The sequence below is a fragment of the Nocardioides sp. YIM 152588 genome, from assembly GCF_040191335.1.
GTDB lineage: Bacteria > Actinomycetota > Actinomycetes > Propionibacteriales > Nocardioidaceae > Nocardioides.
This window is the reverse complement of record NZ_JBEGDJ010000016.1, coordinates 72,475-80,759: the sequence shown is the minus strand read 5'-3', so window position 1 is coordinate 80,759 and position 8,285 is coordinate 72,475. Positions and strand designations below refer to the sequence as shown.

Here is an 8,285-nt window from a genome sequence, read left to right as displayed (position 1 = left end):
GCTCCGCGGCCAGGCGGCGCAGGGCGGAGGGCGCATCCGCGCCCGCGCCGAGGAGCCCGAGCCCGGGCAGCGCGCCGTCCAGCAGCCGCAGCAGCGCCGCCTGACCCATCAGCGGCAGCGGCGCGGCCCCCGGCGGCGCGATCACCCCCCACCGCGAGCAGTAGACGAAGGCGTGGTCCGACCCGTGCCGCCGCACGGCGCCGGGCAGGGCCCGGGGCACCCGCGCCACCGGTCGACGCACGTAGTTCGGCTCGGTCGCGTCCAGGCAGCGCAGCTGGTCGGCGTCGAGGAGCCCGGCGACGGCCGTGCCGACCGCGCCCGGGGCCGGGAACGGCGCCGCGGGGACGAAGCCGGGACGGCTGACGTGCGCGCTGTGCCCCACGGCGAGCCCGTCGACCCCGGCGACGACGAACGGCACGACGGGCGCCACCCCGGCGGCGACCAGCTTGGGGCCGAGCACGCCCGGCGAGGCGTTGGACCCGACGGCCAGGACCGCGACGCGTCCGGCGAGCGGCGTCGCACCCAGCCGGTCCAGCAGCCGGTCCAGCAGGCCGTCCAGCAGCCCGTCCGCACCCCCGGGTCCGACGTCGCCGAGCGGCAGGTAGGAGTCGCCGGTCAGCAGCCCGGGCCCGGTCGTGGCGGCGCCGGGGTACGCCCACGGGCGCTCCCCGAGGTCGTCGGCGGGGACGGGTTCCGGACCCATCTGGGCATTGTGCCGCGGCCGCGCGCCGGTCGCCGCGCCATCAGCCCAGCCCCAGCGCCTGGGCGACCCACACCGCCGGCAGCCCGACGAGGAGCGCGTGGACCACGTTCCTGGTCCGGAGCGTGACCGCGAACCCGGCGGCGCAGCCCAGTACGACGGGGAGGCCGGGCGCGTGGGCCCCCGCGCTGACCAGCAGCGCGGCGAGCGCGGCCGGGGCGACCAGCGCGGCCCGGGCGACCACGGCCGCCGGCGGGGTCCGGCGGCTCCGCAGGAGCAGCAGGGAGGCGCGGATCAGGTAGGTGCCGACCGCGACGGCGAGGATGACGGCCCAGAGCTTCACGACGCGCTCCCGGCGGGGACGAGCACCACGGCGACGGCGATGCCGAGGAGGATCGCCGCGGGCCCGAGGGCGAGGGCGAGCAGCGCGGTCGCCGCGCCTCCGGCCGCTGCCGCGCCCCAGGCCCGGCGGTCCTTGAGGGAGACCGCGAGCAGGCCGCTCAGGCACAGCGGCGTGGCCGCCTGGAGGGCGAACGCCTCGGGCAGCAGGGCACCGAACAGGTAGCCGGCCACCTGGGCGACCACCCAGACCGTGACCAGGGCGGCCGCGGCCGCGGCGTAGAACCGGCGCCGCTCCGCCTCGGTCCGGCGCACCCGGGCGCGGTCGTTGGCGGTGACCAGGAACATCTGGTCCACCAGCGGGAGCGCGAGCAGCGCCCGCTGCCAGCGGGACGAGGTGGGGAACCAGGACGCCATCGCGGCGCTGTAGGCGAGGAAGCGCGCGTTGATCAGCAGGGCCGTCGCGACGATCACCAGCGCGTCGAGGTCGCGGATGCTCATGTCGAGCAGGGTCAGCTGCGCCGACCCGGCCATCACCAGGACCGACGAGGAGAGCGCGGCGACCGGGTCGAGGTCGCTGCCCCCCACCAGCGCGCCGAGTGCCACGGCCATCGGCGCGACGCCGAGGCAGATCGGCACGATGGCGCGCAGCCCGTCGCGGACGGGCGGGCGCGCCGGCGTGGAGCCGTCGGCGGGCCCGGCGGGTCGGTCGTGGACGTTCGCGGTGGTGGCGGGCGCCTGCGGCGCGGTGGCGAGGGTGGTCATCGGTGGTCTCCTGTCGGGGTGGCCCCGGAGGGCCGTCGACATCGAGACTCCGGCACGCGCGCCGTACAGGCTTGGCGGCGACGTGGCGAGACCGTGGAGGCTTCGTGGAGACGCCCCCGCCGGCCTACCCCTGCGGGATCCGACGCCGGCGGAAGCCGACGAACGCGCCCACCCCCAGCAGCGCCGCGGCGACGGCCAGTCCGATCAGCTGTCCCGCCTCGACCGTGCCGGACGGCGGGTTCCCGACGTGGGTCAGCGGCGAGAGGTCCTGGATCCACTGCGCCAGCTGCAGGCCGGGGCCGAGGAGGCCGATGGCGGCGACCAGACCGAACAGCAACCAGGTGAGGCCGAACATCCGTGGGGCGAGGCCGAACAGGAAGGCCCCGACCGCCCCGACCAGCAGCTCGGCGGGCAGGTAGGCCACGCCCGCGCCGACCAGCGTGCCGACGTACCCGGACTCACCGGTGGAGAGCGCGGTGGTGGCGCCGAAGACCACCGCCGAGACCACGACGACGACCACCAGGCCGCCGAGCATGACCGCGACCTGGGCGGCGAGCCAGCGCGGACGGGACAGCCCGCCCGCGAGCATCGGCTCCAGGCGGCCGCCGACCTCCTCGTGCCGCAGGGTGCCCAGCGACTGCACCAGGTAGCCGGCAGCGACGATCGCCAGGTAGAACTGCACGACGGCGAGGAACCCGTCCACGACGTCGCCCTCGGTGATGCCGAGCGCGCGGCTCAGGTCCGGGTTGCCCAGCGCCGCGTCCACCATCTCCTGCGCGAGCGCGCCCATCACCGCCGCGAGCAGGACGCTGCCCACCAGCCAGCCGAGGAACGCGCCGCGCTGGCCGTGGATCGCGAGCCCCACCGGGCCCAGCAGGCGGCGCGACGCCGCCGCGGGGCCGGGGCCCGGGCGGTACAGCGAGGCGCCGAGGTCGCGGCGGGCGGCGAGCGTCAGCGCGGCCGCGGCGAGCGCCGCGGAGACCGCCGCCGGGATCAGCAGCACCCACCACCGCTGCTGGTCCGCGAACGGCGCCGTCTTCTCCAGCCAGCCCAGCGGGGAGAGCCAGACCCAGAAGGAGTCGCGGACGTCGCCGACGCCGCGCAGCACGTAGGAGAGACCGATCACGGCGAACCCGATCATGTAGACGCCCCGCCCGTGCAGCACCACCTGCGCCGCGGTGGCGGCGACCGTGGCGAACACCAGGCTGACCATGCCGGACGCCAGCGAGTAGAGCACCGCGTCGGCCGGGTCGATCCCGGACGCCAGCAGCGAGACCACGAAGCCGACCACCATCGCGACGATCGCCACCGTCGCGATCACGAGCGAGGTCACGACCGGCGCGGTCCTCCCGACGCGGCCGGCCAGCAGCGACTCCAGGCGGCCGGACTCCTCCTCGGTGCGGGTCATCGCCGCGACCAGGGCCAGGCCCATCAGCGGCAGCAGGAAGGAGCCCATGAAGCCGAACTCGTCCTGGACGATGCCGCCGAGCGTGTCGATCCCCTCGACGTGCCCGTTGATCGCCACCAACGCGTCGCTGACCACGGCCTCGCCGTAGGACGCCACCTTCGCCGGGGTGTCGTAGAGCCCCGCCACCGCGAGCGCGGTGAACGCCATCGACGCGACCATCGCCAGGACCCAGACGGTCGCCCGGCGCCACTGGGCGCGGGCCTGGATCCGCAGCAGGATGCCGACGCCCCCGCCGGTCATGCCGGCTCCCGGACGGCGTGCTTGCCGGGCCGCTCGCCCGGCTGCCCGGACTGCCCGGTCTGCTCGGGCTCGTCGCTGTAGCGGCTGAGGAACAGCGCGTCGAGGCTCGGCGGCTCCACGGTGAGGCTCTCCACGCCGGCGGCGTGCACCAGGCCCACGGCGTCGCCCAGGCCGTCGGGGCCGACCGTGAACCGCGTGTCGACCCCCGCCTCGCCGCGTCCGGACGCGAGGTCCGCGACCGCGGCCAGCGCGTCGAGACCGGTGACCTCGGCACGGGTGACGGCGTGGACGGTGGTCCGGGTGTGGCGGCGCAGCTCGCGCAACGATCCCGTGGTGACGTTGCGGCCCTTCCGGATGATGCTGACCCGGTCGGCCAGCGCCTCGACCTCGGAGAGGATGTGGCTGGACAGCAGGACCGTCGTCCCCTGGTCGCGGCGCTCGCGGATGACCTCCTGGAACACCTGCTCCATCAGCGGGTCGAGCCCGGAGGTGGGCTCGTCGAGCACCATCAGGTCGACCTCCGCGGCCAGCGCCGCGACCAGCGCCACCTTCTGCCGGTTGCCCTTGGAGTAGTCCCGCGCGCGCTTGGTGGGGTCGAGGTCGAACCGCTCGATCAGGTCGGCGCGCCGGTCGGCGCGGAGGCCGCCGTGGACCGAGGCCAGGATGTCGATGCACTGCCCGCCGGTGAGGCCCGGCCAGAGCGCGACGTCGCCGGGCACGTAGGACAGGCCGGCCCGGAGCCGGGTCCCGTCGCGCCAGGGGTCGCCGCCGAACAGCCTGACCCGCCCTCCGTCGTGGCGCATCAGGCCGAGCAGGATCCGGATCGTCGTCGACTTGCCGGCGCCGTTGGGGCCGAGGAAGCCGTGCACCTCGCCGCGGCGCACCGAGAGGTCGAGCCCGTCGAGGGCGCGGAAGCTGCCGAACTCCTTGACCAGCCCCTCGGTCCTCACCACCGCCTCGGCGGTGTCGGCGGTGTCGTTCACGGGGTCATGCGTGTGGTCACTCATCTGCACTCCCTTCCTCGGGGTCCGGCGCGCGGAACGCGCCACGGGCGTAGACGTCGGTGGCCTCCTCGGCCCAGCGGCTCATGCCGTCCGGGGTGAGGAGGTCGATGCCGCAGGTGCTCGCGAGCTGGGGTGCGAGCAGGACCGCGGCGAGGTCGTTGACCAGCAGGAACGCGGCGCGGGCCGGCCGGTCGCCGCTCGGCCGCGCCACGCCGGCCGCCTCCAGGTCGGCCAGGAGGCGCTCGCTGAGCTCGAACCACCGGGCGAAGATCCGGTCGCCGGTGGGGTCGCCGCTCAGCAGCAGCCGGCGGAGGTAGCCCGGGATCGGCGATCCCGGTGGGAAGGAGGCCGCGAACGCCTCTCCCAGCGAGCGGGCGCCGGCCTCGGCCCCCTCGTCGGTGAGTGCGCCTTCGAGGCCGGCCTCCCCCAGCGCGTCGACGATGTCCTCGAAGGTGGCCGCGACCGCCTCGTCGACCGCGGCCCGCAACCCGTCCTTGCTGCCGAAGTGGTGCAGCACCAGCGCCGGCGAGACCCCGGCCGCGCCGGCGATCTCGCGGACGGTCACCGCGTCGGCGCCGCGCTCGGCGAAGAGCCCCAGCGCGACCTCGCGGATCGTGGCCTTCGCGGTGAGGTCCGGCGGCCGCGCCGGCGTGGCTGATCGCATGTTCAATATCCTAAACGTCTGTTCAGCGCCCGGCAAGGGTCCGACGGTCCGCTCCCGGCCGCTCTAGCATCGGTCCGACCCAGCACCGTGCCCCGACCCGAGGAGCCCGGAACGTGGCGACGACCTCCCCGACGACCTCCCCGACGACACCGGAGCCCGCGACGCGCCGACCCGTCGGCACCGTGGTGCGCCGTGCCGCCAACCCCGCGACCGTGCTCGGCGCCTTCCTGACGCTCTTCGGGCTCCTCGTCCTCGGCCTGCCCGGCGTCGGCCTGGCCACCGTCGACCTCGTGTTCGGGCTGGTCCTGACCGCCGTCGGGCTGGCCAACCTGGTGCGGGCCGTCAGCGGGCGCGGCCCCCGCCTGGCACCGACCCGTTGGGCCGCGGGCCGGCGGGCGCCGTTCGAGCTGCTGATCGGCTGGGCCGTCCTCCGCGACCCGGTGCTCGGCGCCCAGGTCGCGGTCTGGTGCGCGGGGACGGTGCTGCTCGTGCGCGGGTCCTGGGCCGTGCTGACCGCCTGGCGGCACCCCCGTGAGCGGCGCGCCGTCCGCCTCGCCGCGGGCGCGATCGCGGTCGCGCTCGGCGTGCTCTGCGTGGCCACCTGGACCGAGCTGCCCAGCGGCATCACGCTGGTCGTCGCGGTGACGACGGTCGTCGCCGGGGTGATCCTGCTGGTCTCCGGCCTGCGCGCCGCCTCCCGCCGGTCCGACCTGGAGCTCGAGCAGCCGACCGCGCGGCAGATCGTCGTCGATGCCTTCCTGCGCGACGACGTCGGGCCGGACAGGCGCGCCGAGCTCGCCTCGACGCTCTACTTCGAGCCGCCCGGGCGCACGACCGACCTCACGGCGTGGTGGGTGATGCTGCTGCTCAGCGCCGCCATCGCGACCTTCGCGATCCTCCAGGACTCCACCGCGGTCGTGATCGGGGCGATGCTGGTCGCACCGCTGATGGTGCCGATCCTCGGCCTGGCCGGCGCCCTCGTCAACGGCTGGTCCCGGCGGGCCGTCTCCTCGCTCGCCCTGGTGGCGCTCGGCGCCGTCGCCGCGGTGGTGGTCGCCTACGTCATGTCGGGATGGGCCCCCGCCCCGGTCAACGTCGAGGTCAACACCCAGGTCACCTCCCGCATCCGACCCGACCTGCTGGACCTGCTGATCGCCGTGTCGGCCGGCGCCGCCGGCGCTTTCGCCACGATGGCCGTGCGGGTGGCGTCCTCGATCGCCGGCGTCGCGATCGCGGTCGCGCTCGTGCCACCTCTGAGCGTCGTCGGCATCTGCCTGGCCGGCGGACTCTGGCCCGAGGCGCTCGGCGCCTTCCTGCTCTTCATGACCAACGTGGTGGCCATCATCGCGTCCGCGGCGGTGGTCTTCGTCCTCGGCGGGTTCGCCGACCCCGCCGTGCTGCGCTCCGGCCGGCAGCGGCTCACCATCACCCTCGCGCCGTTCGTCGCGGTCTCCATGGCCATCCTCATCCCCCTCGTCTTCACCTCCGAGGGCGTGGTCGGCGAGGCGAGCCAGACGACGCGGGCCCACCGGGTGGTCGACGAGTGGGCCGGCACCGACGGCGACTACCAGGTGCTGCGCGTCGAGGTCCGCGACGACGCGGTCCAGGTGGACCTGACCGGCCCGTCCGCTCCGCCCTCCGCGACGGAGCTGCACCGCGCCCTCCAGGACGAGCTCGGGCGCGAGGTGACGCTGACCCTCGGGTTCACCCCCTCGACCGTCACCGTGGTCGGGCCCGACGGCGTCGAGGACGACGGGGGCCTCGGGGAGTCACCCACGCCGACCCCCTGACCCGGTCCGCCGGCGGCGCAGCACCAGCTCACCGCCGACCGCGACCAGCACCATCGCCGCGAGCACCAGCAGCTGTGCGGGGATCTCGGTGGCGGCGTACCAGAGCAGCGCGCCCAGGCAGCCCAGGCAGGCGACCGCTCCCGCCAGCGGTACGACGCGGGCGCGGCGGGCCGGGGCGCCGATCCGTGCCGCGGCCAGGTTCACCGCGGCGAAGACGATCAGGAAGCCCGCCGACCCCATCAGGGAGATCCCCTCGATCGGCACCGCGACGACCACGACCAGCGTGCCGACCGTCGTCGCCACCAGCCCGCCCACGGGCCGGTTCCACACCGGGTCGGCGAGCACGTGCGGCAGCTCGCCGTGCCGCGCCATCAGGTACGTGAACTTGGCGGCGCCGTACATCGTGGCGTTGATCGCGCTGGCGGTGGAGATCACCGCCGCCACCGCGATCAGCGTGAAGCCGGCCGCACCGAAGACCGGCTCCGCCGCCGCGGCGAGGGCGTAGTCGCGCTTCTCGACGATCTGCGCCGGGGTCAGGTTGCCCACCGCGACGAAGGCGACCACCACGTAGAGGGCGATCACCGAGCCGATCGCGACCAGGTAGGCCCGCGGCAGCGTGCGCTCGGGGTCCCGCGCGTCCTCCGCGGCGTTGGCGATCAGCTCGAAGCCCTCGTAGGCGAGGAAGATCAGCGCGCCGGCGTACACGATCGTGGCCAGGGACGGGAAGGCCGACGGCGCCACCCGGCTGGTGTCGACCACCGTCAGCCCGCCGATGCAGAAGACGACCAGCACCGCGACCTTGACGTAGACCAGGGCGGCCTCGCCCCGGGCGACCAGGCGAGCCCCGCCGAGGTTGACCCCGGCGAAGGCCAGCACCACCAGGCAGCCGAGCACGCGCCGCCACGGCCCGTCGGCCGGCAGCCCGACGAGGACCGCCAGGTAGGAGCCGAACGCGACGGCGTACAGGCCCAGCATCACGAAGTAGCTGAGCCAGAGCAGCACGTTGAGCGGACCGGCTACTCCGACGCCGAACGCGGTGTCGAGGAAGGTGGCGGTGCCGCCCCGGCTGCGCAGCCGGACGGAGAGGCGCGCGTAGGAGGTCCCGGTCAGCGCCGCCACGGCCCCGCCGACCACGAAGGCGACGTAGCTGCCGGCGCCCGCGATCTCGGCGGTCAGCCCCAGGACCGAGAAGATGCCGCCGCCGACCATGCCGCCGATCCCGATCGAGACCAGCGCGGCGAGGCCGATCCCGTCACCGGTCCCTCGACGCGTGCCCGTCACCACCGTGCCGACGCTAGCGGCGCGCCGGCGGGCC

Annotated in this window: 8 protein-coding genes; 1 reads left to right on the top strand and 7 read right to left on the bottom strand. The window is 75.5% G+C overall.

The window, feature by feature from the left end; all coding sequences use genetic code 11:
* The 6 genes from ABLM29_RS10430 to ABLM29_RS10405 all read right to left on the bottom strand — a co-directional run.
* Nucleotides 1-703, bottom strand: a 703-nt coding sequence (locus tag ABLM29_RS10430; RefSeq protein ID WP_349714037.1) for a hypothetical protein, incomplete at its 3' end; no start/stop codon positions are given.
* 40 nt (nt 704-743) lie between these two features.
* The gene (locus ABLM29_RS10425) at nt 744-1,043 is read right to left on the bottom strand and encodes an AzlD domain-containing protein (RefSeq protein WP_349714036.1); all 300 of its coding nucleotides are present in this window, start codon (nt 1,041-1,043) and stop codon (nt 744-746) included.
* The gene (locus tag ABLM29_RS10420) at nt 1,040-1,804 is read right to left on the bottom strand and encodes an AzlC family ABC transporter permease (RefSeq protein WP_349714035.1); all 765 of its coding nucleotides are present in this window, start codon (nt 1,802-1,804) and stop codon (nt 1,040-1,042) included. The genes ABLM29_RS10425 and ABLM29_RS10420 overlap by 4 nt, the downstream gene beginning before the upstream one ends.
* Before the next feature lie 124 nt (nt 1,805-1,928).
* Nucleotides 1,929-3,512: an ABC transporter permease gene (locus tag ABLM29_RS10415; protein WP_349714034.1), complete on the bottom strand. Its 1,584-nt coding sequence runs from the start codon at nt 3,510-3,512 to the stop codon at nt 1,929-1,931.
* The gene (locus tag ABLM29_RS10410; RefSeq protein ID WP_349714033.1) at nt 3,509-4,519 is read right to left on the bottom strand and encodes an ABC transporter ATP-binding protein; all 1,011 of its coding nucleotides are present in this window, start codon (nt 4,517-4,519) and stop codon (nt 3,509-3,511) included. Before ABLM29_RS10410 ends, ABLM29_RS10415 begins: the two co-directional genes overlap by 4 nt.
* A complete protein-coding gene (locus tag ABLM29_RS10405; RefSeq protein WP_349714032.1) occupies nt 4,512-5,180 on the bottom strand; it encodes a TetR/AcrR family transcriptional regulator in 669 nt (222 codons plus the stop codon). The genes ABLM29_RS10410 and ABLM29_RS10405 overlap by 8 nt, the downstream gene beginning before the upstream one ends.
* A gap of 113 nt (nt 5,181-5,293) precedes the next feature.
* On the opposite strand from ABLM29_RS10405, the gene ABLM29_RS10400 reads away from it, so the two are divergent.
* The gene (locus ABLM29_RS10400) at nt 5,294-6,970 is read left to right on the top strand and encodes a DUF389 domain-containing protein (RefSeq protein ID WP_349714031.1); all 1,677 of its coding nucleotides are present in this window, start codon (nt 5,294-5,296) and stop codon (nt 6,968-6,970) included.
* On the opposite strand, the gene ABLM29_RS10395 is transcribed toward ABLM29_RS10400, so the two are convergent.
* Complete coding sequence (locus ABLM29_RS10395) at nt 6,950-8,251, bottom strand: APC family permease (protein ID WP_349714030.1); 1,302 nt, start codon at nt 8,249-8,251, stop codon at nt 6,950-6,952. The genes ABLM29_RS10400 and ABLM29_RS10395 overlap by 21 nt on opposite strands.
* Between the last annotated feature and the right edge of the window lie 34 nt (nt 8,252-8,285).